The 25,979-nt window shown below is 69.3% G+C and carries 27 protein-coding genes and 1 tRNA gene; 17 read left to right on the forward strand and 11 right to left on the reverse strand.

The genetic code is table 11. The features are described from left to right. The first annotated feature begins 5 nt into the window (after positions 1–5). The 3 genes from KCI33_RS17960 (at position 6) to KCI33_RS15160 (ending at position 2,066) form a co-directional block, all read left to right on the forward strand. Positions 6–779 (forward strand): MerR family transcriptional regulator, encoded by a 774-nt coding sequence (locus KCI33_RS17960; protein ID WP_249139092.1) that lies wholly within the window; start codon positions 6–8, stop codon positions 777–779. Between the two features lie 66 nt (positions 780–845). Beyond that, positions 846–922, forward strand: a tRNA-Pro gene (locus tag KCI33_RS15155). A gap of 61 nt (positions 923–983) precedes the next feature. Beyond that, complete coding sequence (locus KCI33_RS15160) at positions 984–2,066, forward strand: 2'-deoxycytidine 5'-triphosphate deaminase (protein WP_212525648.1); 1,083 nt, start codon at positions 984–986, stop codon at positions 2,064–2,066. 87 nt (positions 2,067–2,153) lie between these two features. Here KCI33_RS15160 and KCI33_RS15165 read toward each other — a convergent pair whose 3' ends face one another. From KCI33_RS15165 to KCI33_RS15200, 8 genes are all read right to left on the reverse strand, one after another. After that, positions 2,154–2,375 (reverse strand): hypothetical protein, encoded by a 222-nt coding sequence (locus KCI33_RS15165; RefSeq protein ID WP_212525649.1) that lies wholly within the window; start codon positions 2,373–2,375, stop codon positions 2,154–2,156. Positions 2,376–2,389: 14 nt separating this feature from the next. Beyond that, entirely contained in the window at positions 2,390–2,989 is a 600-nt protein-coding gene (gene scpB, locus KCI33_RS15170; protein ID WP_212525679.1) for an SMC-Scp complex subunit ScpB, read from the reverse strand. A 41-nt stretch (positions 2,990–3,030) separates the two neighbouring features. After that, positions 3,031–3,807, reverse strand: a complete 777-nt coding sequence (locus KCI33_RS15175) for a ScpA family protein (protein WP_212525650.1) — start codon at positions 3,805–3,807, stop codon at positions 3,031–3,033. After that, positions 3,800–4,810, reverse strand: a complete 1,011-nt coding sequence (locus KCI33_RS15180) for a glycoside hydrolase family 3 protein (RefSeq protein ID WP_212525651.1) — start codon at positions 4,808–4,810, stop codon at positions 3,800–3,802. The genes KCI33_RS15175 and KCI33_RS15180 overlap by 8 nt, the downstream gene beginning before the upstream one ends. Continuing rightward, on the reverse strand, positions 4,807–5,712 hold the full coding sequence (locus KCI33_RS15185) for an SPOR domain-containing protein (protein ID WP_212525652.1): 906 nt from the start codon (positions 5,710–5,712) through the stop codon (positions 4,807–4,809). Before KCI33_RS15185 ends, KCI33_RS15180 begins: the two co-directional genes overlap by 4 nt. Positions 5,713–5,807: 95 nt before the next feature. Further along, entirely contained in the window at positions 5,808–7,553 is a 1,746-nt protein-coding gene (gene argS / locus KCI33_RS15190; protein WP_212525653.1) for an arginine--tRNA ligase, read from the reverse strand. A 69-nt stretch (positions 7,554–7,622) separates the two neighbouring features. Then, positions 7,623–9,452, reverse strand: coding sequence for a sodium:proton antiporter (locus tag KCI33_RS15195; protein ID WP_212525654.1), 1,830 nt, complete (start codon positions 9,450–9,452; stop codon positions 7,623–7,625). Between the two features lie 11 nt (positions 9,453–9,463). After that, complete coding sequence (locus tag KCI33_RS15200; protein ID WP_349252216.1) at positions 9,464–10,654, reverse strand: deoxyguanosinetriphosphate triphosphohydrolase; 1,191 nt, start codon at positions 10,652–10,654, stop codon at positions 9,464–9,466. Positions 10,655–10,695: 41 nt separating this feature from the next. On the opposite strand from KCI33_RS15200, the gene KCI33_RS15205 reads away from it, so the two are divergent. Beyond that, positions 10,696–11,019: an iron-sulfur cluster assembly accessory protein gene (locus KCI33_RS15205; protein WP_212525656.1), complete on the forward strand. Its 324-nt coding sequence runs from the start codon at positions 10,696–10,698 to the stop codon at positions 11,017–11,019. 46 nt (positions 11,020–11,065) lie between these two features. Here the strand turns inward: KCI33_RS15205 and KCI33_RS15210 are convergent, their stop codons facing one another. Next, positions 11,066–11,488 carry a c-type cytochrome gene (locus KCI33_RS15210; protein ID WP_212525657.1) on the reverse strand — a complete coding sequence of 141 codons (423 nt, stop codon included), beginning with the start codon at positions 11,486–11,488 and terminating at the stop codon, positions 11,066–11,068. 146 nt (positions 11,489–11,634) lie between these two features. Between KCI33_RS15210 and KCI33_RS15215 the strand changes: the two genes are divergently transcribed. From KCI33_RS15215 to KCI33_RS15245, 7 genes are all read left to right on the forward strand, one after another. Continuing rightward, a complete protein-coding gene (locus KCI33_RS15215) occupies positions 11,635–12,816 on the forward strand; it encodes an NAD(P)/FAD-dependent oxidoreductase (protein ID WP_212525658.1) in 1,182 nt (393 codons plus the stop codon). Positions 12,817–12,914: 98 nt separating this feature from the next. Beyond that, positions 12,915–13,694, forward strand: a complete 780-nt coding sequence (xth, locus tag KCI33_RS15220) for an exodeoxyribonuclease III (RefSeq protein WP_212525659.1) — start codon at positions 12,915–12,917, stop codon at positions 13,692–13,694. After that, complete coding sequence (mazG, locus tag KCI33_RS15225) at positions 13,691–14,506, forward strand: nucleoside triphosphate pyrophosphohydrolase (protein WP_212525660.1); 816 nt, start codon at positions 13,691–13,693, stop codon at positions 14,504–14,506. Before xth ends, mazG begins: the two co-directional genes overlap by 4 nt. A 69-nt stretch (positions 14,507–14,575) precedes the next feature. After that, positions 14,576–15,592 carry a Fe(3+) ABC transporter substrate-binding protein gene (locus KCI33_RS15230; protein ID WP_212525661.1) on the forward strand — a complete coding sequence of 339 codons (1,017 nt, stop codon included), beginning with the start codon at positions 14,576–14,578 and terminating at the stop codon, positions 15,590–15,592. Positions 15,593–15,674: 82 nt separating this feature from the next. Beyond that, positions 15,675–16,616 (forward strand): nucleoside hydrolase, encoded by a 942-nt coding sequence (locus tag KCI33_RS15235; protein WP_212525662.1) that lies wholly within the window; start codon positions 15,675–15,677, stop codon positions 16,614–16,616. Next, the gene (locus tag KCI33_RS15240) at positions 16,613–17,059 is read left to right on the forward strand and encodes a GNAT family N-acetyltransferase (protein WP_212525663.1); all 447 of its coding nucleotides are present in this window, start codon (positions 16,613–16,615) and stop codon (positions 17,057–17,059) included. The genes KCI33_RS15235 and KCI33_RS15240 overlap by 4 nt, the downstream gene beginning before the upstream one ends. Positions 17,060–17,096: 37 nt before the next feature. Then, positions 17,097–18,527, forward strand: a complete 1,431-nt coding sequence (locus KCI33_RS15245) for a protein adenylyltransferase SelO (protein WP_212525664.1) — start codon at positions 17,097–17,099, stop codon at positions 18,525–18,527. On the opposite strand, the gene KCI33_RS15250 is transcribed toward KCI33_RS15245, so the two are convergent. Then, a complete protein-coding gene (locus KCI33_RS15250; RefSeq protein ID WP_212525665.1) occupies positions 18,524–19,414 on the reverse strand; it encodes a DMT family transporter in 891 nt (296 codons plus the stop codon). The genes KCI33_RS15245 and KCI33_RS15250 overlap by 4 nt on opposite strands. An 83-nt stretch (positions 19,415–19,497) precedes the next feature. Here KCI33_RS15250 and KCI33_RS15255 point away from each other — a divergent pair, with 83 nt between their 5' ends. The 5 genes from KCI33_RS15255 (at position 19,498) to eno (ending at position 24,529) form a co-directional block, all read left to right on the forward strand. Continuing rightward, entirely contained in the window at positions 19,498–20,757 is a 1,260-nt protein-coding gene (locus KCI33_RS15255) for a sodium:proton antiporter (RefSeq protein ID WP_212525666.1), read from the forward strand. 72 nt (positions 20,758–20,829) lie between these two features. Continuing rightward, positions 20,830–21,243, forward strand: a complete 414-nt coding sequence (locus KCI33_RS15260; RefSeq protein ID WP_212525667.1) for a Fur family transcriptional regulator — start codon at positions 20,830–20,832, stop codon at positions 21,241–21,243. 148 nt (positions 21,244–21,391) lie between these two features. After that, entirely contained in the window at positions 21,392–22,276 is an 885-nt protein-coding gene (locus KCI33_RS15265; protein ID WP_212525668.1) for a DMT family transporter, read from the forward strand. Then, the gene (locus tag KCI33_RS15270) at positions 22,269–23,153 is read left to right on the forward strand and encodes a DMT family transporter (protein ID WP_212525669.1); all 885 of its coding nucleotides are present in this window, start codon (positions 22,269–22,271) and stop codon (positions 23,151–23,153) included. The genes KCI33_RS15265 and KCI33_RS15270 overlap by 8 nt, the downstream gene beginning before the upstream one ends. Before the next feature lie 101 nt (positions 23,154–23,254). Next, a complete protein-coding gene (gene eno / locus KCI33_RS15275) occupies positions 23,255–24,529 on the forward strand; it encodes a phosphopyruvate hydratase (protein WP_212525670.1) in 1,275 nt (424 codons plus the stop codon). 42 nt (positions 24,530–24,571) lie between these two features. Here the strand turns inward: eno and KCI33_RS15280 are convergent, their stop codons facing one another. Then, entirely contained in the window at positions 24,572–25,219 is a 648-nt protein-coding gene (locus tag KCI33_RS15280; protein ID WP_212525671.1) for a hypothetical protein, read from the reverse strand. 36 nt (positions 25,220–25,255) lie between these two features. On the opposite strand from KCI33_RS15280, the gene KCI33_RS15285 reads away from it, so the two are divergent. Further along, entirely contained in the window at positions 25,256–25,942 is a 687-nt protein-coding gene (locus tag KCI33_RS15285; protein ID WP_212525672.1) for a haloacid dehalogenase type II, read from the forward strand. Positions 25,943–25,979: the final 37 nt, after the last annotated feature.

Consider the following 25,979-nt stretch of genomic DNA (forward strand, 5'->3'; position numbering starts at 1 on the left):
CGGCGATGGGAAAATCGCCCGACGCCTTCCGCACCATCAGCGAGGTGTCCGAGTGGCTGGAGACCCCGGCCCATGTGCTGCGGTTCTGGGAAAGCCGCTTTACCCAGGTCAAGCCGGTGAAGCGCGCCGGCGGGCGCCGCTATTACCGCCCCTCCGACATGCTGCTGCTGGGCGGCATCAAGAAGCTGCTGCACGAAGAGGGGATGACCATCCGCGGCGTGCAGAAGATCCTGCGCGAACAGGGCGTCAAGCATGTGGCCGCCCTGTCGCAGCCGCTCGACGGCGCCGGGCAGGCCGAAGCCGAGGCCGCGATCGCGCCCCCGTCTGCGCCGGACAGCGCGCCCCCCGCCGGGCCCGAGCGCGAATCCCCCGCCGCAGCCCCCGCCCCCCAGGCCGAGGCGCCCGGCCCCACGCCGCAAGCGCCCGCGTCGCAGGCCGCTTCGGGCGTGCGCCCCTCGAACGTGGTGCCGCTGAGCCCGCTGGTGCCGCAGCTCGACCTCTTCGCGGAGGGCGTGCCCGAGGCGGCGGAATCGGAACCGGAGGCGGCCGCGGCCCGCCCCGCCGCGCATGAGCCGGGCGCGCGGCGCCCTGCCCCGCTGGGTGCGGACCTGCCCGCCGCCGACCCGGCGGATGATTCTCTTCCCGCCGAGCCGGGCCTGCGCGCCCGGCTGCGCGACCCCGCGCGGGCGCGCCACCTGGCCACCCGCCATCCCGCCGCGCTGACCGCCGCGCTGGCCCGGCTGAGCGATCTGCGGGACCGGTTTGGCAAAGGTGAATAAACCTCTCGAGAAAGGCGGATTTCCGTCTTGCCCCCGCCGGCAAACATGCTACAAGACGCTCCACGTCGGGCTATGGCGCAGCCTGGTAGCGCGTCCGTCTGGGGGACGGAAGGTCGCAGGTTCGAGTCCTGCTAGCCCGACCAACATCACAACCGCCCGCGCCCATCCGGGCCGCGGGCGGTTCTGTTTTTCAGGGGGGATCACATGACAGGCACCGGCGTTCTGCCCTCTCAATCCATCTCGGCCCTGATCGGCAGTGGCGCGCTCAGCGGCGCGCCCGCGATCACGCCCGAACAGATCCAGCCGGCCTCGCTCGACCTGCGGCTGGGCAATGTGGCCTACCGCGTGCGCGCCTCGTTCCTGGCCGGTGCGGGCCGCAGCGTCGCCGAGCGGCTGGAAGAATTCGAGATGCACCGCATCGACCTGGAGGGCGGCGCGGTGCTGGAAAAGGGCTGCGTCTATGTCGTGCCGCTGATGGAGCGGCTCGCCCTGCCCGAGGGCATCCAGGCGGTGGCCAACGCCAAGAGCTCCACCGGGCGGCTCGACCTGCTGACCCGCGCCATCACCGATGGCGGCGAGGAATTCGATCGCATCCCCGCGGGCTACACCGGCCCGCTCTATGCGGAGATCTGCCCGCGCTCCTTCTCGGTGCTGGTGCGGCCCGGGATGCGGCTGAACCAGATCCGGTTCCGCCGCGGCCAGGCAGTGCTGAGCGATGCCGAGCTGACCGCGCTGCACGCCGCGACCGGGCTGGTCTCGGGCGAGGCGGTGATTTCCCAGGGGCTGGGATTCTCGGTCGATCTGAAGCCGGCGGAGGGCGACCTGGTGGGCTACCGCGCAAAGCCGCATACCGGGGTGATCGACCTCGACCGGATCGGGGAATACGACCCCGCCGAATTCTGGGAGGAGATCCGCACCCGCAACGGGCAGATCATCCTCGACCCCGGCGCATTCTACATCCTGGTCAGCCGCGAGGCGGTGCATATCCCGCCCGACTACGCCGCCGAGATGGCCCCCTACCTGGCCATGGTGGGCGAGTTTCGCGTGCATTACGCGGGCTTCTTCGACCCCGGCTTCGGCCATGCCGCGGCGGGCGGCGAAGGCGCGCGCGGCGTGCTTGAGGTGCGCTGCCACGAGGCGCCCTTCGTGCTGGAGCACGGCCAGATCGTGGGGCGGCTGGTCTATGAGCGGATGGCAGAGCGGCCCGCGCAACTCTACGGCGAGGGCATCGCGTCGAACTATCAGGGCCAGGGCCTGAAGCTGAGCAAGCATTTCCGCGCGCGGTGAGCGGCGCAACCGGCGCGATGCGGTCTGCCCTGCGGGCAGAGGCCTCCGGCGGGAGTTTTTGCGCCAAGAAGAAGGGGCGGGCCGCGCCTAGAAGCGGCCGATCCTGCGGCCGGCGCGCAGGGCCTGCTTGGCGCGGCGCGCGGTCTGCCGGGCGGCGCGGTGCTGGGCAAGCTCCTGTTCGTCCATCTCGGCCGGGCGCTTGGCCGGGCCGCGGCGGGCGGCCATGTCGATGCCCTTGTCCACACCGGCGCGCAGGAGGCGGTTGACGACCTGCTTGATCACCATGTCGATCAGTCCGTTGATATTCATCGGCGGGCCCTCCTTCAGGGTTCCTGCTCAAACATATCGCCCTGGTCTTCGCTGTCGTCGCGCTCTTCGTCGCGGTCCTCGCGGCCGGGCATGGGTCGGCTGTCCAGCAGGCCCGCGGCGCGCAGTTCCTTCAGCCCCGGCAGGTCGCGGGCGCTTTCCAGCCCGAAATGGTCGAGGAAATCCTGCGTGACCACGAAGGTGACGGGCCGGCCCGGCGTCATCCGGCGGCGGCCGAAGCGGATCCATTCCATCTCCAGCAACTGGTCCACCGTCCCGCGGCTGACCGAGACGCCGCGGATCTCCTCGATCTCGGCGCGGGTGACGGGCTGGTGATAGGCGATGATCGCCAGCGTCTCGATCGCGGCGCGGCTGAGCTTGCGGGTCTCGACCGTTTCCTTCTGCATCAGGAAGCCGAGATCGGGCGCGGTGCGGATCGCCCAGGCCTCGCCCACGCGCACCACGCGCACGCCGCGCCCCTCGTAGCGTTTGCGCAGGTGGGTCAGCGCCTCGGCGGCGTCGCAGCCATGCGGCATGCGGGCGTTCAGATCGGCCACGGTGACGGGCTCGGCCGAGGCGAAGAGGATGGCCTCGACCATGCGTTCCTGCGCCGCCATGGGCGGGGCTTCGAACAGGCTCTGTTCCTGCGGGGCGTCTGTCACGTCTCTTTCCTGCGGATCTGGATCGGGGCGAAGGTGTCGCCCTGTCTGAGTTCGATGGCGCCGCGCTTGGCCAGTTCCAGGGTGGCGGCAAAATGGGCGGCGGTGGCGGAGCGGCGGCGCACCGGGTCCACCTGCCACCCCTCGGGCAGGTAGCTGGCGAGATCCGTCCAGTCGCCGGCATAGCCCACCAGCCCGCGCATCCTCTCCAGCGCCTCCTCCATCGTGTAGACCGCGTCGCGGTCCATCACATAGGGGCGGAAGTCGTCGCGGGTGCGGATCCGGGCATAGGCCTGCATCAGGTCCAGCAGCGTGGCGGTGTAGCGGACGTGACGGACGCGCATGACATCCTCGGGCAGGCCGCGGGCGAAGAAATCGCGCCCCCGCTGATCGCGCGCCATGAGCTGCGCGGCGGCGTCGCGCATCGCCTGCAGGCGCTCCAGCTGGAAGGCGAGATGGGCCGCCAGCTCCTCGCCCGAGGGGCCCTGCTCGGTCGGGTCGGGGGGCAGCAGCAGCCGCGATTTGAGGAAGGCGAGCCAGGCCGCCATGACCAGGTAGTCGGCGGCCAGCTCCAGCCGCAGCTCCTTGGCCTTTTCGACGAAGGCGAGATATTGCTGGGCCAGTTGCAGCACCGAGATCCGGCGCAGGTCCACCTTCTGCGTCCGCGACAGCATCAGCAGCAGGTCGAGCGGGCCCTCGAACCCGTCGACATCGACGATCAGCGCCTCGGCGGCCAGCCGCGCCTCGACGCCGGGCAGGTCAGGCTGTTCAGACATGCGCCACGGCCCCCTTCACGAGGGCTTCAAGCTCGGCCTCCAGCGCCGCGATGTCAACCGGCACGGGCGCGCGGCGCTGCGCCAGCGCGGCCTCGGCGCGGGCCCGGGCGGCGTCGGACAGCGGGCCGCAGGCGGCGGCGACCTGCTGCATCTCGGACAGGTCGCCGTTGCAGTGCAGGACCGTGTCGCAGCCCGCGGCGAGCGACGCGGAGCAGATCTCGGCAATGCCACCCGACAGCGCCTGCATCGAGATGTCGTCGGTCATCAGCACGCCGTCGAAGCCGATCTCGTCGCGGATCAGCGCGATCATCGCCGGCGACAGGGTCGCCGGAAGGTCGGGGTCGATGGCGTCGTAGACGATATGCGCGGTCATCGCGAAGGGCAGGTCGTTGAGCGCGCGGAAGGGGGCGAAATCCTCGGCCAGCGCCGCGCGCGGGGCGCTGACACGGGGCAGGTCGAGATGGCTGTCCACCTGCGCCCTGCCGTGGCCGGGGATGTGTTTCAGCACCGACTGGACGCCGCCCTCGGCCGAACCATCGGCCACCGCGCGGGCGATCTGCGCGACGGTCTCGGCGTCGAAACCGTAGCAGCGGTTCAGCAGGAAAGGATGGGTTTCCGGCCGGGCGATGTCGGCGCAGGGGGTGCAGTTGACGTCGAGGCCCACCGCCCGCAGTTCCTCGGCGATCAGGCGGGCGCGCAGCCACATGGAGCGGGCGGCCTTGTCCGGCCCGGCGGCCCGCACCTGGTCGAGCGGCGGCAGGTAGCGCCGCCAGTGCGGGGGCGTCAGGCGCTGCACGCGGCCGCCTTCCTGGTCGATCAGGATGGGGGCGTCGCGGCCCACCGCCGCGCGCAGGTCGCCGGTCAGGCGGCGCAGCTGATCGGGGCCCTCGATATTGCGGGCGAAGAGGATGAAGCCCAGCGGCTGCGCCTCGGCGAAAAAGGCGGCCTCGTCAGGGGTCAGCCAGGGGCCGGAGCAGCCCAGCAGAAAGGCCCCTGCCCTCACCGCGCCACCACCGGGATGCAGCCGGCCTTTTCGGCGGTCAGCGCGGCGCAGAAACGGCGCGCGTCGGAAATGTCGGCAAAGCCCACCGCGCGCAGACGGTAGAAGGTGCGGCCGCCGGATTTGGCGGATTGCACCAGCCGCTGCTTGCCCGCCATCAGAGCGTCGAAACGGCCGCTCAGGCGCTGCCATTCGGCGCGGGCGACATCGGCGCTGTCGTAGGCGCCGAGCTGCACGAGGTTGGTGCCGGGGGACACGTCGGCGGCGGCGATCTCGATATCGGCGGGGGTGATGGTGGCGGGGGGCTGCGCGGCGCGGGTGGCCAGCGCGGCCTCGGGACGCCTGGCGGGACGCGGCGAGCGGGCGATGCCGGGGAGCGAGGCGGGCACGGTTTCCGGCCCGGCCGCGGCGGCGGTCCCGGCGGCGCCGCTCTCGGCCACGGCGATGGCCAGCGCGGCCTGGATCGGGTCGGGCGAGACGAGGGGGGCGTCGTCTTCGGCGGCGGACTTGGGCGCCGCTTCGGCGGCCGGCGCGGCCGGGGCAAGCCGGGGCGTGCTGGCGGCCGGCGTGTCCTCGGCGGTCAGGGCGACGGGGCGCGGGGCAAGAACCAGACGCTCGGCCGGCGGCTCGGCCTCGCCGGCGGCGGCAACGGCGTTCACGGCCAGCCCCTGATGCGCGGCGGCTTCCCCGCCGGGATCCTCGGGCGCGACGCGCATCGGACCCTCCAGCGCGCGCACCACCGGCACGCCGGTCACGTCGCGCACGGTCAGCCGGTAGCCCCAGAACGCCAGCCCCAGCACCAGCGCGACCGAGGTCAGCGCGCCGGCCCAGTTGACGATGCTTTGAAAGCCGCCCCTGCGCGGCTGCGGTTCTGCCTCGAATTCCCCGAATTCAATCTCCGCCATTCCTGCCTCATCATAGCCCGGTGGCGGCGCATGTTCGCGCCCGCCCGGTTGGTCTTGCCTGCCTCATCGGCCCCGGGCGGCGCGCCATTTTTCGTTCAGCGCATTTCCTCGACCGGGGTCACGCCCAGAATAGCAAGGCCCGCGGAAATAACAACGGCGACGGCCCGCGCGAGGGCGATTTTCGCCTGAGAGGTCGCGGCGTCGCCCTCCTGCAGGAAGCGCAGCGACGGATCCTCGTTGCCGCGGTTCCACAGCGCGTGCAGTTCGGAGGCCAGCTCGTAGAGGTAGAAGGCCACGCGGTGCGGCTCATGCGTGCGCGCGGCGATCTCGACCAGCCGCGGCCATTCGGCCAGCTTCTTCGCGACCGCCAGCTCGGCCTCGTGGCCGAGCTTGGTCAGGTCGGCTCCGGCCAGGGTCTCGTCGTCCACCGCGATCCCCGCCTCTACGGCCTTGCGCAGCACCGAGCACACCCGCGCATGGGCGTATTGCACATAGAAGACCGGGTTGTCCTTGGACTGCTCCAGCACCTTGTCGAAGTCGAAATCCAGCGGCGCGTCGTTCTTGCGCGTCAGCATGACGAAGCGGGTCACGTCCGGGCCCACCTGGTCCACCACGTCGCGCAGGGTGACGAAATTGCCCGCCCGCTTGGACATCTTGAAGGGCTGGCCGTTCTTGTAGAGCTTCACCAGCTGGGTGAGCTTGATGTCCAGCGGCACCTTGCCGTCGGACAGCGCCGAGACCGCCGCCTTCATCCGCTTGACATAGCCGCCATGATCGGCGCCGAACACGTCGATCAGCTGGTGAAAGCCGCGCTCGATCTTGTCGTAGTGATAGGCGATGTCGGGGGCGAAATAGGTCCAGGACCCGTCGGATTTCTTCACCGGGCGGTCCACGTCGTCGCCATGCTCGGTGGAGCGGAACAGCGTCTGCTCGCGCGGCTCCCAATCCTCGGGGGTCTTGCCCTTCGGCGGCTCCAGCACGCCCTCGTAGATCAGGCCCTTGCGCTGCAACTCCTGCAGCGCACCCTCGATCCGGCCGGTGCCGTAGAGGGATTTCTCGCTGAAGAACACGTCCATCTCGACGCCCAGCGCCTTCAGGTCGGCGCGGATCAGCTCCATCATCGCCTCGGTGGCGTATTCGCGCACCGCGGCCAGCCAGACCTCTTCGGGCTGATCGACGTAACGGTCGCCGGCCTCCTCCATCAGCTTCTGGCCGACCTCGACCAGGTATTCGCCGGGATAGGTGCCCTCCGGGAACTCCACCGCCTCGCCATGCGCCTCGAGGTAGCGCAGGTAGACCGAGCGGGCCAGCACATCGACCTGCGCCCCGCCGTCGTTGATGTAGTATTCGCGCGTCACCTCATGGCCGGAATAGGCCAGCAGGCTCGCCAGCGCGTCGCCGAAGACCGCGCCGCGGGTGTGGCCCACATGCAGCGGGCCGGTCGGGTTGGCCGAGACGTATTCGACATTGACCCGTTGGCCCTGCCCCATCTGCGAGCGACCGTATTCGATGCCGCCGTCCAGCACGGCCTTGACCAGCCCCTGCCAGACCACCGGCGCCAGGCGCAGGTTGAGGAAGCCGGGGCCGGCCACCTCGGCCACGGTGACGCGCGGGTCGGCGGCCAGCCTGGCGGCCAGCCTGTCGGCGATGTCGCGCGGCTTCAGCCCGGCGGGCTTGGCCAGCACCATGGCGGCGTTCGTGGCCATGTCGCCATGCGCCGGGTCGCGGGGCGGCTCGACCGCCACGTTCGCGAAATCGAGGCCCTCGGGCAGCGCACCTTCGGAGACCATCTGGTTGAGACTGTCGATCACGAGCGCGCGGAGATCGGTGAAAAGGTTCATCTGTCCTGTCCTGTTGCTTGCCGCGGGTTTACCACGGCGCGGGCCGAGGTCAATGCGCCTGCCCCGCCCCTATTGCTGTGCCCGCTCCCCGGCCTGCCCCGCCTCGGGCGGCACCATGGCGATCAGCCGCGTGCCGGCGGGGGCCGAGAAATCCTCTTCCGCCTTCAGCAGCCGCAGATCGCCCGTGGGCAGGAGCCGCGCCAGGACCACCGCCTCCGGATTGTCCCCGCGCCAGTCTTCCAGCGTAAACTCGTCGCTGAGCCGCGTCACGCGAAAGCCCCAGCCCTCGGTCATCCGCGCGTTGAGCTCCCAGTAGCCCTGCCCCTCTCCCAGCTTCTTGCCGCCCAGCGTGGCGGGCAGCGCATGGCGGACGCTCTCCTGCCCGGCGCGCTTGATCTGGAACACGTTGTCGCGGCCGAATTCAGGGGCCACGTCGGTGGCCACCAGCGTGTTGTAGGCGTCGTTGTCGGTCGCCGCCACGACGATGCCGTAACAGGCGATCTCCAGGCTGTGCTCGGCGGCCTCCGACAGGATGTCGCCGAAGAAGGTGGGCAGCCCCGCCTCGCGCGCGCCGCGCAGCCGGGCGCGGTTGGGATCGACGATCAGCACCGGCACCTCGGCCTTGTTCAGCGCCTCGGCAAAGCCCGTCGCCCAGCGCGAGCCGCCGACGATAAGCACCCCCGGCACCTCGCCCCCCGCCAGCCCCAGCGCGCGCGCCAGCGGCCGCAGGGTGAAGCCGTGCAGCACCACCGAGGCCGCCACCAGCACGAAGGCCAGCGGCCCGATCCGCGCGCCATCCTCGAAGCCCAGCGCCGTCAGCCGCTCGCCGAACAGCCCTGCCACCGCCACCAGCACCACGCCGCGCGGGCCGGTGAACGCGACCAGCAGCCGCTCGCGCATCGGCACGCGGGTGAAGGCCAGCGAGGCCAGGACCGTCACCGGCCGCACGAGCCCGATCACCACCGCAACCAGACCCGCCGCGCGCCAGTCCAGCCGCGCCACCGCATCGAATTCCAGCCCCGCGGCCAGCAGGATGAATACGCCCGAGACCAGCAGGATCGTGGCGTGCTCCTTGAACCGGCGCAACTCGGCGTAGCTGGGCAGGTCGGCATTGGCGATGAAAAGCCCCATCGCCGTGACCGCCAGAAGGCCGCTTTCATGCAGCACCGCGTCGGACAGCGCGAAGGTGCCGAGAAGAACGGCGAAGAGCACCGGAACCTTCATGAATTCCGGCACCCAGGCGCGGCGGAAAGCGGACGATAGGCCCCAGCCTGTCAGCAGCCCCAGCGCGGTCGCCACCGCCACCCCGACCCCCATGTCGCGGATCGCGTGGGTCAGGCTTTCAGCCTCATCCAGCACCAGAACCAGCTCGAACGCCAGCACCGCGGCCAGCGCCCCGATCGGATCGTTGACGATCGCCTCCCATTGCAGCAGCTGCGACGGGCGGCGGGCCAGCCGCGCCTGGCGCAGGAGCGGCGCGATCACCGTCGGCCCGGTCACGATCAGGATGCCGCCGAACACCGCCGCCGCCGCCCAGCCCAGCCCCGCCACATAATGCAGCGCCAGCGAAGACAGCAGCCAGCCCAGCGGCGCGCCGATCACCACCAGCCGCCGCACCCCCACCGCCGCGTCGCGCAAGCTGTGCAGGTTCAGCGTCAGCCCGCCCTCGAACAGGATGATCGCCACCGCGACCGAAATCATCGGCCCCATCAGCGGCCCCAGGTCGCGCGCGGGGTCGAACAGGCCCAGCACCGGCCCCACGATCAGCCCCGCGCCCAGCATCAGCACGATCGCGGGCATCCGCAGCCGCCAGGCCAGCCACTGCGCCCCCACGCCCAGCGCGCCCACCAGCGCGAAGGCCATCACCGGCGCCAGCGCCCCCTCCGCGACCATGCTCATCGGCGCCTCCCTCAGTCCGTGCCGCCCAGCAGCTCCTTGTGGATCTCGATCGCATAACGGTCGGTCATGCCCGAGACGTAATCGCAGATGACGCGCGCCAGCGCCGTCTCGTCCCCCCCCGCGGCCCGCACATCCAGCTGCCAGCGCGGCGGCAGCAGCTCGGGATGGGCCATGTAGAGGGGAAAGAGGTCATCGACGACCTTGGTCACCTCCTTGCGTACCGCCACCACCGAGGGGGCGCGATACATCCGGGTGAACATGAACTTGCGCAGCACCTTGAGGTCGTTCCACACGCCCTCGGTGAAGCGCACCATCGGCACGCCGGCGGTGCGCACCGCGGCGGCGCTTTGCGGATCGTATTCCGCCAGCCGGCGGCGGGTCTCGGCGATCACGTCCTCGACCATGACGCCGAAGAAGCGGCGCAACGCCTCGTGCCGGCGGCGGTAGCGGTCCGTGGTGGGATATTTCCGGTCCACCTCGGCATAGCAGTCGCGCAGGATCGGCAGCTCGGCCACCTCCTCCTGGTCGAACAGCTGCGCGCGCAGCCCGTCGTGGATGTCGTGGTGGTTGTAGGCGATGTCGTCGGCCAGCGCGGCCACCTGCGCCTCGGCGCTGGCGTGCGTGTGCAGTTCCAGGTCGTGCACGGCGTTGTATTCGGCCAGCGCATAGGGCAGCTCGCCGGTCACCGGGCCGTTGTGCTTGGCGATGCCCTCCAGCGTTTCCCAGGTCAGGTTCAGCCCGTCGAACTCGGCATAATGGCGCTCCAGCCGGGTGACGATGCGGATCGCCTGCGCGTTATGGTCGAAGCCGCCATAGGGCGCCATCAGCCGCGCCATCGCGTCCTCGCCTGTATGGCCGAAGGGGGTGTGGCCCAGGTCATGGGCCAGCGCCACCGCCTCGGTCAGCTCGGCGTTCAGGCCCAGCGCCCCCGACAGCGTGCGCGCCACCTGCGCCACCTCGATGGAATGGGTCAGCCGGGTGCGAAAGAAATCGCCCTCATGCTCGATGAAGACCTGGGTCTTGTGCTTCAGCCGCCGGAAGGCCGAGGAATGGATGATCCGGTCGCGGTCGCGCTGAAAACACGAGCGAAAGGTGCTCACGCTCTCGGGATAAAGCCGCCCCCGGCTGTCCTCCGGGTGGCAGGCATAGATTGCCAACATGTCGTCCCCTTGGCTTGTCGCCCGTTTTTCGCGACCATATATGCCAGATGGCACGGATTTGACACGGGATTCTGAAAATGGACATGACCCTGCCCCCCAAGGTGACCCCGCGCGCCTTCGAACGGCTGGCCGAAATCGGCGCCGCGGCGCAGGGCAAGGCGCTGCGCGTCGCGGTCGAGGGCGGCGGCTGCTCGGGGTTCCAGTACGACATCTCGCTGGACGACCCCGCCGAGGGCGACCTGGTGCTCGAAGGCGACGGCGAAAAGGTGGTGGTGGACAGCGTCTCGCTGCCCTTTCTCGCCAACGCCACCATCGACTTCACCGAAGAGCTGATCGGGGCGCGCTTCGTGATCGACAACCCGAACGCCACCTCCTCCTGCGGCTGCGGCACCAGCTTCTCGATCTAGGCGCGATGGGCGGGACCGCCCGGCCGGGCCGCCCCGCCGCGGCGGGTCACTGCACCTGCATGGTCGAGATATACTCGACCAGCGTCAGGATGCGTCCGCGCACATAGGCCGCGCGGTCCTCGCGCGAGAACTCGGTGCCCAGCGCCGCGTTGCCCTCGATCGAATAACGGTCGCCCCAGGCCGGCATGTCGGTGGAGCCATGCGCCCCCGACGCGGCGCTGCCGTCGATGATCCCGTAGACCGCCGCCACCGGGAACACCCCGCCGTTGTTGGCCTGAAGGGCGGTCAGATCCGGGATCGGGGCGTTGAGAAACCCCGCGAGATAGCCATCGCCCTTGCCGGAGGCGCCGTGGCATTGCGCGCAACTGTTCATGTATTCGCTCTGGCCGATCTCCATGTCCTGGGCCTGAGCGGCGCAGGGGATTGCGATGGCTGCCGCCGCGGCGGCGCTGATCCATGAGGTCTTCATGTGGGCTCCTCCCGTTTTCGCGTTTCACGCAAGGCAAAGCGTGGGCCGCTTGCCTCGCGCCGGCCATGATCCAGATCAAGGCATCGGCGCCTCTGGCCAATCGCGCGCGCGACGCCTAAGCAGGGGCAAAACAACGGATCCCGCCCATGTCCGACTACAGAACCGTCATCCTCGGCGCCGGCGCCGCCGGCCTGATGTGCGCGGCCCATGCAGGGCCCGGCACGCTGGTCATCGACCATGCCCGCGCCCCGGGCGAGAAGATCCGCATCTCTGGCGGCGGGCGGTGCAACTTCACCAACCTGCACGCCGGGCCCGGCAATTTCCTGTCCGGCAACCCGCATTTCGCCAAATCGGCCCTGGCGCGCTACACCCAGCGGGATTTCATCGACCTGGTGAATCGCCACGGCATCGCCTGGCACGAAAAGACGCTGGGCCAGCTGTTCTGCGACGGCTCGGCGAAACAGATCGTGGCCATGCTGCTGGCCGAGGCGGCGCAGGCTGAGCTGCGCCTGCAGACCGCCGTCACCGGCATCGCTCACCGCGACGGGCGCTTCCACCTGACGCTCGACCAGGGCGCGCCGGTAACCTGCGAAAACCTGGTGATCTCCACCGGCGGCAAGTCGATCCCGAAAATGGGCGCCACCGGATTCGGCTACCAGGTGGCGCGCCAGTTCGGCATGGAGGTGACCGAGACCCGCCCGGGACTGGTGCCGCTGACCTTTACCGGCGACACGCTGGAGGGGCTGAAGGGGCTGGCCGGCGTCGCCCTGCCCGCCCGCGTCAGCTGCAAGGGCACCAGTTTCGACGAGGCGCTGCTCTTCACCCACCGCGGCCTCTCGGGCCCCGCGATCCTGCAGATCTCCAGCTACTGGCGCGAGGGCGATGCGATCGCGATCGACCTGCTGCCGGACCGCGACGCCTATCGGGCGCTGCGCGCCCGCCGCGCCGAGGCGGGGCGCAAATCCATCGTCACCGCGCTCGGCGAGCTGTTGCCGGGCCGCCTCGCCGCCTACACCGCCGAACGTCTGGGCCTCGCCGGCAACCTCGCCGATCATTCCGACAGCCGCCTGCGCGCGCTGTCCGACGCCCTGCACGGCTGGCGGCTCACCCCCGCCGGCAGCGAGGGCTACCGCACCGCCGAGGTCACGCTGGGCGGCGTGGACACCGGCGGGCTGAACGCCCGCACGATGGAAAGCCGGACACAACCCGGCCTCTATTTCATCGGCGAGGTGGTGGACGTGACCGGCTGGCTGGGCGGCTACAACTTCCAGTGGGCCTGGTCCTCGGGCCATGCGGCGGGCACCGCGATAGCCGCTTCTTCTGGCTGAAAATATCCCCGCCGGAGGCATAGAATCTTTCCGGCGCCACATGGACTTTCTCGCCTCCGGCGGGGATATTTGGGGCCAGAAGAAACAAGGGCAGGCACATGAAAATCGCCACTTTCAACATCAATGGCATCAAGGCGCGGCTGCCCGCGCTGCTCGACTGGCTGGACGAGGCGCAGCCCGACGTGGCGCTGTTGCAGGAGATCAAGTCGGTCGACGAGGCCTTCCCGCGCGAGCCGTTCGAGGAGCGCGGATACAATCTCGAGACCCACGGCCAGAAAAGCTTCAACGGCGTGGCGATCCTGTCCAAGCTGCCGCTCGAGGATGTCACCCGCGGCCTGCCCGGCGACGACGAGGACGAGCAGGCCCGCTGGATCGAGGCCACCGTGGTGGGCAAGCAGGCGCTGCGGATCTGCGGGCTCTACCTGCCCAACGGCAACCCCGCGCCAGGACCGAAATACGACTACAAGCTGGCCTGGATGGCGCGGCTGGAGGCGCGGGCGCGCGAATTGCTCGCCGCCGAGGAGCCGGCGCTGATGGCGGGCGACTACAACATCATCCCGCAGGACGAGGACGCCGCCCGGCCCGAGACGTGGAAGGACGACGCGCTGGCGCTGCCCGCGTCCCGCGCCGCCTTCCGCCGGATCCTCAACCTCGGCTTCACCGAGGCGTTTCGCGCGCGCACCCGCGGCCCCGGCCATTATTCGTTCTGGGACTACCAGGCCGGCGCCTGGACCAGGGATGACGGCATCCGCATCGACCATTTCCTACTGACCCCGCAGGCGGCGGACCTGCTGATCGACTGCCGCATCGAGCGCGAGCTGCGCGGCCACGAAAAGCCCTCCGACCATGTGCCGGTCTGGGTGGAGCTGGACCTGTGAGCGAGGATCTGATCCACGACCCCGCGGGCGGCCTGCCCCGCCTGCTGGAGATCATGCGCCGGCTGCGCGATCCCGAAACCGGTTGCCCCTGGGACATCGAACAGGATTTCGCCACCATCGCGCCCTACACGATCGAGGAGGCCTATGAGGTCGCCGACGCCATCGCGCGCGGCGCCTGGGAAGAGCTGGAGGGCGAGCTGGGCGATCTGCTCTTGCAGGTGGTCTATCACGCGCAGATGGGCGCGGAAGCGGGGCTGTTCGATTTCGACAGCGTGGCCCGGGCGGTGTCCGACAAGATGGTGGCGCGCCATCCGCATGTCTTCGGCGACGAGAGCCGCGACAAGTCGGCCGAGCAGCAGACCGCCGACTGGGAGCGGATCAAGGCCGCCGAGCGCGCGGACAAGGCCGCGCATGGGGTTCTGGACGACGTGGCCATCGGCCTGCCGGCGCTGACCCGCGCGGTGAAACTTCAGAAGCGCGCGGCGCGGGTGGGGTTCGACTGGCCCACGACTCACGAGGTGGTGGAGAAGATCGTCGAGGAGGCGCGCGAGCTGGAAGAGGCGCGCGCGGAGCTTTCTCACGAAGAGGTGACCGAGGAATTCGGCGACCTGCTGTTCGTGATCGCCAATCTCGCGCGCCATCTGAAGATCGACCCCGAGGAGGCCCTGCGCGCCGCCAACACGAAATTCACACGCCGTTTCAATGTGATAGAGGAAGAACTGGCAAAGCGCGGAAAGCGGCCGGAGGAATCCGACCTCGATGAGATGGACGCGCTGTGGAACCTGGCGAAGGTGCGCGAAAAGGCCGACTAAAAAATTCAGGTATTGACCTGACCAAAATCGTCGGATTTAACCCGTGTCACGCAAACAACAGGAGCTGACATGACCCGGTTTCTTCGACTTCCCCTCACGGCCGCAGCCGCGCTCGGCATCGCGGCGCCCGCCGTCCAGGCCGATGAGGTGAATATCTATTCCTACCGCCAGCCCGAGCTGATCCAGCCCCTTCTCGATGCCTTCACCGAGCAGACGGGCATCGCCACCAACGTGGCCTTCCTCAGCAAGGGCATGGTGGAGCGCCTGCTGGCCGAGGGCGACCGTTCGCCCGCCGACATCATCCTGACCACCGACATCTCGCGCCTCGCCGAGGCGGTGGAGGCCGGCGTCACCCAGCCGGTGCAGAGCGCCGTGCTGGAGGCGCAGATCCCCGCCAATTTCCGCGATCCCGGCAACCAGTGGTTCGCCCTGACCACCCGGGCGCGGATCGTCTATGCCAGCAAGGAGCGCGTGGATCCGGCCGAGGTGACCACCTATGAGGATCTCGCCGATCCGAAATGGCAGGGCCGCATCTGCACCCGCTCGGGCACGCATTCCTACACGCTGGCGCTGGTCGCCGCGATGCTGCACCATCACGGCGAAGAGGCCACCAAGACCTGGCTGGAGGGCGTCAAGGCCAACCTCGCGCGCAAGCCGCAGGGCAATGACCGCGCGCAGGTCAAGGCGATCTGGGCCGGCGAATGCGACATCAGCCTCGGCAACACCTATTACATGGGCGAGATGCTGGCCGATGCCGAACAGACCGAATGGGCCAATTCGGTCAACGTGCTGTTCCCCGTGTTCGAGGGCGGCGGCACCCATGTCAACGTCTCGGGCGTGTCGCTGACCGCCGCCGCGCCGAACCGCGACGCCGCCGTCAAGCTGATGGAGTTCCTCGCCTCGCCGGAGGCGCAGGAGATCTATGCCGAGGTGAACTACGAATACCCCGTGGCGCCGGGCACCCAGCCGTCTGAGCTGGTCTCGGGCTGGGGCAGCTTCACCCCCGACGACGTCAACCTGATGGACCTGGCCGCGCTGCGCGCCACCGCGCTGCGGCTGGTCGAAGAGGTCAATTTCGACGGCTGACCGCCGATCGGACCGCCAGCCCCAAGGGCGCACTGGACATCCCGGTGCGCCCTTGCCAGTCTCCGCCGCGACAGGAGACGCCATGCCCCCCCGCAAGATCATCATCGACACCGACCCCGGACAGGACGACGCCGTCGCCATCCTGCTGGCGCTGGCCAGCCCCGAGGAGCTGGAGGTGCTGGGCATCACCGCCGTCGCGGGCAATGTCCCCCTACCCCTGACCCAGAAGAATGCCAGAATTGTCTGCGAGTTGGCGGGCAAAGCTGATGTAAAGGTTCACGCCGGATGCGACCGCCCGCTGAAACGCCGGCTGGTCACGGCCGAGCATGTGCACGGCGCCTCGGGGCTGAATGGCCCGGCGCTGCCCGACCCGGTGATGCCGCTGCAGCAGGCCCATGCCGTCGATTTCATCATCGACACGCTGCGCGGCGAGCCCTCGGAAAGCGTGACGCTGTGCCCGCTGGGGCCGCTGACCAATATCGCCACCGCCTTCGCCCGCGCCCCCGATATCGTTGGCCGGGTGGCCGAGATCGTGCTGATGGGCGGCGCCTATTTCGAGGTGGGCAACATCACCCCCGCGGCCGAGTTCAACATTTACGTCGACCCGGAAGCCGCTGAAATCGTGTTCGCTTCCGGCGCGCCTCTGACGGTGATGCCGCTCGACGTCACGCACCGGGCGCTGGTCACGCGGGAACGCAACGAGGCGTTCCGCGCCCTCCCCGGCACTGTCGGCCCGGCGGTCGCCGCGATGACCGATTTCTTCGAACGTTTCGACCGCGAGAAATACGGCGCCGAGGGGGCGCCGCTGCACGACCCCTGCGTCACCGCCTACCTGTTGCGCCCGGACCTGTTCCGCGGCCGCCACATCAACGTGGAGATCGAAACGCAAGGCCGTTTGACCACCGGCATGACCGTGGCCGACTGGTGGCGCGTCTCGGGCCGCGCGCCCAACGCCACCTTCATGCGCGAGATCGACGCCGAGGGGTTCTTCGACCTGCTGACCGAAAGGCTGGCCCGGCTATGACCGCCCTGCACCTGGCCCGCCCCGAGAACATCGACAGGCTGCTGCCGCTGGCCGCGGCCTTTCACGCCGAGATGGGGATCGCCGCCGACGACGATCACCGCCGCCGCGCGCTGGGGCCGCTGCTGGAGGGGTCGCCCTTTGGGGCGATCTACCTGGTGGGCCCCATCCGCGCGCCGATCGGTTATGTCGTGCTGACCTTCGGCTGGTCGGTGGAATATGGCGGCATGGACGCCTTCGTGGACGAGCTCTACGTCCGGCCCGGCGTGCGCGGCCGCGGCCTCGCGCTGGAGGCGCTGACCGGGCTGCGCGACATGCTCAGATCGGCGGGCATCGTCGGGCTGCACCTGGAGGTGGACCGCGACGACGCCGCCACCCAGCGGCTTTACCAGCGGGCCGGGTTCCGGCTGCATGAGCGCTATGTCCTGATGACCCAGATCTTCTGACGCTGGCGCGTCCCTCCTGCGGACCTATATTCACCCCATGACCCTGCACCTGAAACTTGAGAACAGCTACGCCACCCTGCCCGCGCGCTTTTACACCGCGATGGCGCCCACCCCCGTGGCCGCGCCCGCGCTGGTGAAGCTGAACGAGGCGCTGGCCCTGGAACTGGGCCTGGACCCCGAGACGCTCGGCAGTGCCGAGGGCGTGCAGATGCTGGCCGGCAACCTGGTGCCCGAAGGCGCGACGCCCCTCGCGCAGGTCTATGCCGGGCATCAGTTCGGGGGCTTCTCGCCGCAGTTGGGCGACGGGCGCGCGATCCTGCTGGGCGAGGTGGTAGACCGGAACGGCCGGCGCCGCGACATCCAGCTCAAGGGCTCGGGCCCCACGCCCTATTCGCGCATGGGCGACGGGCGGGCCTGGCTGGGGCCGGTGCTGCGCGAATATCTGGTCTCCGAGGCCATGCATGCGCTGGGCATCCCCACCACGCGGGCGCTGGCCGCCGTCAAGACGGGCGAGGCCGTCCGGCGCGAGGGTGCCTTTCCCGGCGCGGTGCTGACCCGCGTGGCCGCGAGCCATATCCGCGTCGGCACCTTCCAGTATTTCGCCGCCCGCAATGACGCCGAGGCGCTGAAAGCGCTCAGCGACTATGTGATCGCCCGCCACTACCCGGACGCCGACGGCCCGCTGGGCCTCTTGGAGGCCGTGGTGGCGAAACAGGCGCGCCTGGTGGCGCAGTGGATGGGCGTCGGCTTCATCCACGGGGTGATGAACACCGACAACATGGCGGTCTCGGGCGAGACCATCGACTACGGCCCCTGCGCCTTCATGGACCGCTACCACCCGCAGACGGTGTTCAGCTCCATCGACCAATACGGCCGCTACGCCTTCGACAGGCAGGCCGATATCGCGCTGTGGAACCTGGCGCAACTGGCGTCGAGCCTGCTGCCGCTGATGGGCGGCGCGACGCAGGAGGCGATCGACCGCGCGACCGCCGTGCTGCACGATTTCCCCACGCGCTTCACCGCCGAATGGCTGGCCGTGTTCGGCCCCAAGATCGGGCTGGCGAATGCCGAGGCGGGCGACGCGCAGTTGATCCACACCCTGCTCGACCGCATGGCGGCGACGGGGGCGGATTTCACCAACACCTTCCGCGCGCTGGCGGACGGCACCGCGCGCGACCAGTTCCCGCAGCCCGATGCCTACGATGCGTGGGCGGTGGACTGGAAGGCGCGCCTGGCGCGCGAACCCGAGGGCGCCGGGGCCCGGATGCGCGCGGCGAACCCCGTGGTCATCCCGCGCAATCACCGCGTGGAAGAGGTCATCCGGGCCGGATTGCGGGGCGATTTCGCGCCGTTTGAGCAGCTTGCGAAGGTCCTCGCGCATCCCTTCGAGGAGAGCTCGGAAAACGCGCCCTACCGGACCCCGCCGACGCCGGAGGAGCGGGTCACCGCCACCTTCTGCGGAACCTAGGAGCGCGCGGGCCGGTTGATCAGCACCAGCCCCAGCGCCACCAGCGCCAGCGCCCCCCAGAGCGCGGGGCCGATGCCCTCGCCCAGCAGGAGCCAGCCGAAGCCAACACCGAAGACCGGCCCGAGAAAACTGAAGCTCGCCACGCTGGCGGCGGGATAGACGCCGAGCAGCCACAGCCAGGCGATGAAGCCGAAGCTGACCACCACCACCGCCTGGAACCCCAGCCCCCACAGGTGGATGGGCTGCAGATCGCGGATCAGCGGCCCGAAGAAGGGCGCCGCGATCAGCAGCACGGGGGCCGAAACCCCCACCTGCCACATCAGCTGCATCTCCGGCCGCTCGGCCCTCAGCGCCGTGCCGCGCGCGCAGAGCGCGATCCCCGCCCAGAACATTGCCGCCGCCAGCGCGCAGAGGTCGCCCGCCAGACTCGCCTCGCCATTGCCGGCCCCGCGCGCCAGGATCGCCCAGGCCACGCCGGCCATGGCCAGCGCCAGACCGCCGGCCTTGCGCGCGGTGATCTTCTCGCCCGGCAGCAGGAAATGCGCCGCCACCGCCAGCCAGACCGGCATGGAATAGAATATGACGGCGGTGCGGGACACCGTGGTCAGGTCCAGCGCGAGGAACAGCAGCAGGAATTCGGCCGAGAAGACCGCGCCGATCAGCAGCCCCGCCCCCACCGTGCCGCGCGCAGGGCGCAGCGGGAGGCCGCGCAGCAGCATCCAGCCGGCGATGCACAGCACCGCAAGGCCCGACCGCAGCCCGGCGAAGAACACCGGCTGCAACCCCTCGTTCACCAGCTTCACGACGACCTGGTTGATCCCCATCAGCGCCGAGAAGCCCACCAGCGCCAGCGCACCGGCCGCATCCATGTGATCCTTGCGCGGCATGCGCCCTCCTGGTCTTTTGCTGCCTCGTCAGCCCTCTAGCCCCGTGCTAAACCGGGGGCAAACGCATTTCGGAGGCCGCGCCCGTGACCGTTCTGCAAATCGCCTCGCTCCTGATCGTTCTGGCGGCCGTCTTCGGCTGCATCAATTATTTCCTCCTGCGCCTGCCGCAGGCGATCGGCATCCTGATCGTGGCCCTGGCGGCGTCCTTCGCCGCGCTGGCGCTCGATGCGCTGATCCCGGGCATCGCGCTGGCCGAGACCCTGCGCGCGATGGTGCTGGAGATCGACTTCTCCGACGCGCTGCTGGAGGGGATGCTGGGGCTGCTGCTGTTCGCCGGCGCCCTGCATGTGAAGATGGAGGAGCTGCGCGCGCAAGCCTGGGTCGTGCTGTTGATGGCGACGCTGGGCGTCGGCCTGTCGGTGGCGGTGGTCGGGGTCGGCTTTTACTGGATGACGGGCATGCCGCTGCTGGTGGCGCTGGTGTTCGGCGCGATCGTCTCGCCGACCGACCCGGTGGCGGTGCTGGGCGTGCTGCGCGAGGCCAACCTGCGCCGCTCGCTCGAGACCAAGATCGCGGGCGAGAGCCTGTTCAACGACGGCGTGGCCTATGTGGTCTTCCTGGTGCTGGTCGGGCTGGCCTTCACCGGCGGCGGGGCGCATGGGGCCGATGAGGGCAACGCGGCGCTGGCCGCGCTCTTTCTTTTCGTGCAGGAGGCCTTCGGCGGCGCGGCGCTGGGCGCGGCGCTGGGCTGGGCCACCTTCCAGGTGATGAAGCGGATCGACGATTACACGCTGGAGGTGCTGATCACGCTGGCGCTGGCCTTCGGCGGCTACGAACTGGCCATCGCCTGGCACGTCTCGGCCCCGATCATGGCGGTGGTGGCCGGGCTGATGATCGGCCATGTCGGCATGAAATACGGGATGAGCCAGCAGACCCGCGACTATGTCGATGCCTTCTGGAAGATGGTGGACGAGATCCTGAACGCGGTGCTGTTCCTGCTGATCGGGATCGAGGTCTTCGCGGTGGCCTTCGACGCCTCCTACCTGGCGGCGGCGGCCTTCGCCATTCCGCTGGCGCTGGTGGCGCGGCTGCTGGCGGTGGCGGTGCCGGTGCTGATGCTCCGCCCCTTCCGCGCCTTCGGGCGCGACGTGATCCCGATCATGACCTGGGGCGGGCTGAAGGGCGGGATCTCGGTCGCGCTGGCGCTCAGCTTGCCGGACGGCGCGTGGAAACCGCTTATCCTGACCGCAACTTACCTGGTGGTGGTGTTCTCGATCATCGTGCAGGGGCTGACCATCGCGCCGCTGGCGCGGAGGCTGGGCCGCACGCCCGAGCTGATGTAAGGCGAAAGCAGGCTTTCCCCGGCGCCCGCCATGACCTAGAACCGCATCCCCGGAACGACGAAAGGGACGCCCATGCGCGACACGATCACCTCCCGCTGCGAGGCCAAGGGCCTGCGCATGACCGAACAGCGCCGCGTGATCGCGCAGGTGCTGGAAGGCGCCGACGACCACCCCGACGTGGAGGAGCTCTACGCCCGCGCCACCGCGGTGGACCCGCGGATCTCCATCGCCACGGTCTACCGCACGGTCAAGCTGTTCGAGGAGGCCGGGATCCTGGAGAAGGTCGAATTCGGCGACGGGCGCGCCCGCTACGAGGATGCCGAGCGCGAGCACCACGACCACCTGATCGACATGAACAGCGGCGAGGTGATCGAGTTCTGCGACCCCGAGATCGAGGCGCTGCAGGAGAAGATCGCGGAACGCCTGGGCTACCGGCTGAAGGGCCACAAGCTGGAGCTCTACGGCGTGCCGATCCGCAAGCGCTGAGCCGCGGCACCCGGCCGATCCCCGATCGTGCCGCCGCGCGCCTCCCGAAAAATGCGCGCCGTCGCGGGGCGTTCCCCTTGCGCCCGGCGCGCTTCGGCCTTAGCTGGCCGGGCCGGGCCGGACCGGCGTCTCACGGATTGCGGATTTCATGGACAACTTGCGCGGCATCGGGCTGATGATCCTCGCGATGGCCGGCTTCGCGCTGGAAGACGCGCTGATCAAGCGCGCCGCCGGGGGGCTGGGCCTCGGGCTGGTGGTCGCCGTGTTCGGGGTGGGCGGCACCGCGATTTTCGCGGCGCTGACCGCGGCGGCCCGCCAGCCGGTGCTGAGCCCGGATATGCTGACCCGCCTGATGGGGCTGCGCGCGCTGTTCGAGGTCACCGGCCGGGTGGGCTATTTCCTGGCCATCACCCAGGCCAGCCTGTCCAGCGCCTCGGTCATCCTGCAGGCGACGCCGCTGGTGGTGACGCTGGGGGCGGTGCTGTTCATGGGCGAAACCGTGGGCTGGCGGCGCTGGAGCGCGATGGCGGTGGGCTTCGCCGGGGTGCTGATCGTGCTGCGCCCTGGGCTGGAAGGCTTCTCCGCCACGGCGCTGTTCGCGGTGATCGGCATGGTCGGCTTCGCCGGGCGCGACCTGGCCACGCGCGCCGCGCCCCCGGCGCTGTCCAACCTGCAACTCGCCGTCCTCGGCTTTGCCGTGCTGATCCCCACCGGACTGGGGATGAGCCTGTTCGACGCGCCCCGCCAATGGCCCGGCGCGGCGCAGGCCGGGCTGCTGGGGGCCGCGGTGGTGACCGGCTGCGGCGCCTATTACGCGCTGACCGCGGCGATGCGGCTGGGGGAGGTCTCGCTGGTGGCGCCGTTCCGCTACAGCCGGCTTGTGTTTGCCCTGGCGCTTGCGGCAGGACTGTTCGGCGAGTCGCCGGATGGCCCCATGCTGCTGGGCGCGGCGCTGATCGTCGCCAGTGGCATCTACCTGATAACCCGCGGCCGCCGCAGCGGCGCGTCCCGGGCGGAGCAAGACAATGGATAACCTGAGAGCCATTCTGCTGATGGTGGCCGCGATGGCCGGGTTCGCGCTGGAGGACATGTTCATTAAGCATGTCAGCGCCACCCTGCCCATCGGCCAGATCCTGCTGGTGCTGGGCACGGGGGGCGCGGTGATCTTCGCGGCGCTGGCGCTGCGCCAGGGCGCCCGGCTGATCTCGCGCGACCTGTTCACCCGCCCCGTGCTGCTGCGCAACGCCGGCGAGGTGATCGGCACGATGGGTTTCGTGCTGGCCATCGCGATGACGCCGCTGTCCAGCGCCTCGGCGATCCTGCAAGCGACGCCGCTGGCGGTGACGCTGGGCGCGGCGCTGTTCCTGGGCGAACAGGTCGGCTGGCGCCGCTGGAGCGCGATCGGTATCGGCTTTTTCGGGGTGCTGATGGTGATCCGTCCCGGCCTCTCGGGGTTCGAGCCCGCCTCGCTGTTTGCGGTGCAGGCGGTGGTCGGCCTCGCGCTGCGCGACCTGGCCACCCGCGCCACGCCGCGCAACGTCACCACCATGCAGCTCTCGACCTATGGCTTCGCCACGCTGGTGCCGCTGGGCGCGGTGCTGCTGGCGGTCAGCCCCGAGACGCTGCAGCCCATTCCCGGCCCGACCGCGCTGCGGCTGGCGGGCGCGCTGGGATTCGGGGTGACCTCCTATTACGCGATCGTCGCGGCGATGCGGATGGGCGAGGTGTCGGTCGTCACGCCGTTCCGCTACGCCCGGCTGGTGTTCGCGCTGATCATCGGCACGCTGGTCTTCGGCGAGCACCCCGACGCCTGGACGCTGGCCGGCGCCGCGCTGATCATCGGATCGGGGCTCTACACCTTCGCGCGCGAGGCGCAGCTGCGCCGCCGCCGCGCCCGCGCCGCGGCCTGAGCTCCTGTTTGCGCCAACAAGGCCGACATGGACATTGAAGCGCGCGCCCAGCTTGTTATGAAGGCCGCGACAACTGGCATCTGACCGCGAGGGAGCGTGCAATGAGCACCATTATCGACATCATCGGCCGCGAAATCCTGGACAGCCGGGGCAACCCGACGGTCGAGGTCGACGTGATCCTGGAGGACGGCACCATGGGCCGCGCCGCCGTGCCCTCGGGCGCCTCGACCGGCGCGCATGAGGCGGTCGAGAAGCGCGACGGCGACAAGTCGCGCTATCTCGGCAAGGGCGTTCTGGAGGCCGTGGCCGCCGTCAACGGCGAGATCGCCGAAGAGCTGGCCGGCATGGACGTGACCGAGCAGATGGCGATCGACGCCGCGATGATCGAGCTCGACGGCACCGCCAACAAGGGGCGCCTCGGCGCCAACGCCATTCTCGGCGTGAGCCTTGCCTGCGCCAAGGCGGCGGCCGATTACACCATGCAGCCGCTCTACCGCTATGTCGGCGGCACCTCGGCGCGCGTGCTGCCGGTGCCGATGATGAACATCATCAACGGCGGCGAACATGCCGACAACCCGATCGACATCCAGGAATTCATGATCATGCCGGTCTCCGCCGGCAATATCCGCGACGCGGTGCGCATGGGCTCCGAGGTGTTCCACACCCTGAAGAAGGAGCTCTCGGCGGCCGGCCACAACACCGGGATCGGCGACGAGGGCGGCTTTGCCCCGGCGCTGAGCTCGACCACCGAGGCGCTGGATTTCATCCTGCGCTCGATCGAGAAGGCGGGCTACAAGCCGGCCGAGGACATCTTCCTCGCGCTCGACTGCGCCTCGACCGAATATTTCCGAGACGGCAAATACGACATGAAGGGCGAGGGCAAGGTCCTGAGCTCGGACGAGAACGTGGCCTACCTGGCCGACCTCTGCGCGCGCTACCCGATCATCTCGATCGAGGACGGCATGGCCGAGGACGACTGGGCGGGCTGGAAGGCCCTGACCGAGGCGCTGGGCGACAAGGTGCAGCTGGTGGGCGACGACCTGTTCGTGACCAACCCCGCGCGGCTGGCCGAGGGCATCCGCCAGGGCGTGGCGAACTCCATGCTGGTGAAGGTGAACCAGATCGGCTCGCTGACCGAGACGCTGCAGGCCGTGGATATGGCCCACCGCGCCCGCTACACCAACGTCATGAGCCACCGCTCGGGCGAGACCGAGGACGCCACCATCGCCGACCTCGCCGTGGCCACCAACTGCGGCCAGATCAAGACCGGCTCGCTGTCGCGCTCGGACCGGCTGGCGAAATACAACCAGCTGATCCGCATCGAGGAGATGCTGGGCGAGACCGCCGAATACGCGGGACGGTCGATTTTGAAATAGGACAATTGACTTGCTGGGAGGGTATCGGCGCAAGCCGATACCCTAATACACCCTGAAAACCGGGTATCCGGGTTCTTCGCCCGGATGATAATCCATCATAAAGAAAACGGCACCGATCGCTTCACTCTCCTTTACCGGCACGCCCTGCAGCCAGCGCGCCACATCTTCTTTTAGCAGCCAGTTCTCAGCGGTATAAACGACGAGGAAGTCGACCGTTATTCCTTTTCCTTCGTAGTTTCTTGCCTTCTTTTCGATAAGCTGGTTAAGGGCCTTGCCAAAGCGCGTTTCATCCCACTGCGCTTCATAAAACCACCGCCCCCGGCACGAAGTCACGAACCTGTCGCCCAATTCCTTTCCAGCGTTAGCGTGTTTGGTTTTCCTCAGAATTGAAGAATTTACCAGCTCTGCCAGTTCTATACCCACGCGTTGGCCATCATGATCTGCCCAGATGTCCGGAGGTTCCTCTGGGTTGATTGCCGGCCCGGAAAACACCAGCCCGTGGCTTTGCCTCACGGCCTCTACCCAAGTGACCGCGACGTCCAGTTCGACAATTTTCTTCTCGTCCTCTGTTTCGCGCGCATAGGCACTCGCGTGGCCCCGCCGGTTCATCAGCGTCGCCCATCGTCTGAGATGTTCTCCCTCGGCATCCGTCATGTCATCAGTGTATTCGTCCGAGAAATGTGATTTCAATGCATCTCAGATGGTATCAACTAGACGAACAAGCCAATGATCCAGGCCCTCATCTTCGACGTCTTCGGCACCTGCGTGGACTGGCGCAGTTCCATCGCGCGCGAGGTGACGCGGGAATTGCCGCAGGTCGACGCGCTGGCCTTCGCCGATGCCTGGCGCGCCGAATACCAGCCGGCGATGGAACGTATCCGGTCGGGCAACCGCGGCTACGTCGCGCTCGACGATCTGCATCTGGAGAACCTTCACAGGGTCTGCGCCGATTTCGGCGTGACCTGCCCCGACCCCGAGCGACTGAACCGCGCCTGGGAGAGGCTGGACCCCTGGCCCGACGTGGTGCCGGGGCTGAGGGCGCTGAAGGCGCATGCGATCATCGCGCCCTGCTCCAACGGCTCCATCGCGCTGATGACGCGGCTGTCGCGCCATGCGCGGTTGCCCTGGGACTGTGTCCTGGGGGCCGAAATCGCGCGGGACTACAAGCCGAAGCCCGTGGTCTATCACGGCGCCTGCGGGGCGCTGCAGCTGACGCCCGATCAGGTGATGATGGTGGCCGCCCATAACGGCGATCTGGCCGCGGCGCGGGCGGCGGGACTGAAAACCGCCTTCGTCCCCCGACCCACCGAATACGGCCCCGGCCAGCACAGCGACCTGGTGCCGGAGGATGCGTGGAACGTGATCGCCAGGGATTTCAGGGACCTGTCGGCGCAGCTGTTCCCCGCCCGCTGAGGGGCGCGCCCGCCCGGGCGGTCACGGGGCGCGGCGG

This window comes from Actibacterium sp. MT2.3-13A, assembly GCF_018139985.1.
Lineage (GTDB): Bacteria > Pseudomonadota > Alphaproteobacteria > Rhodobacterales > Rhodobacteraceae > JAGSOU01.